This window comes from Vibrio methylphosphonaticus, assembly GCF_023634655.1.
Lineage (GTDB): Bacteria > Pseudomonadota > Gammaproteobacteria > Enterobacterales > Vibrionaceae > Vibrio > Vibrio methylphosphonaticus.
The window spans coordinates 1-360 of the sequence record NZ_JAMKMS010000083.1 but is presented as its reverse complement, the minus strand read 5'-3'; the positions used below and the strand labels follow the sequence as shown (position 1 = coordinate 360).

The window sequence follows — 360 nt, the reverse complement described above, 5'->3', positions numbered from 1 at the left end:
ATCAATGTTGGCGTCTGTAGTCGTCGTACCGTCACTTACTGAGAAGCTTAAGTCGACTTCGCCATTGAAGTTTTCATTTGGAGAGAAGGTATAACTGCCATCACCGTTGTCGGTGAACACACCATCGGTACCAGAGTAAGAGACATCCGCAACGGACAAGTCGTCGCCATCAATGTCTGAAGCGCCAGCTAGAAGCTGCTCATCAGTAAAGGTCAACGAGCCGTCTTCTTGGATGGTATAACCCACATCTTCCACAACTGCGGCATCATTCACTGGATTTACCGTGAGGTCAGCAGTGGCCACAACAGTATCCGTGCCGTCTGAAAGGTCGAAGCTTAAGTCAATGTCACCATTGAAATC

The 360-nt window shown here is 48.6% G+C and carries 1 protein-coding gene; it reads right to left on the bottom strand.

Annotation, left to right across the window (positions count from 1 at the left end):
- On the bottom strand, positions 1–360 hold a 360-nt coding region (locus tag M9196_RS23345), incomplete at both ends, for a tandem-95 repeat protein (RefSeq protein ID WP_250619892.1).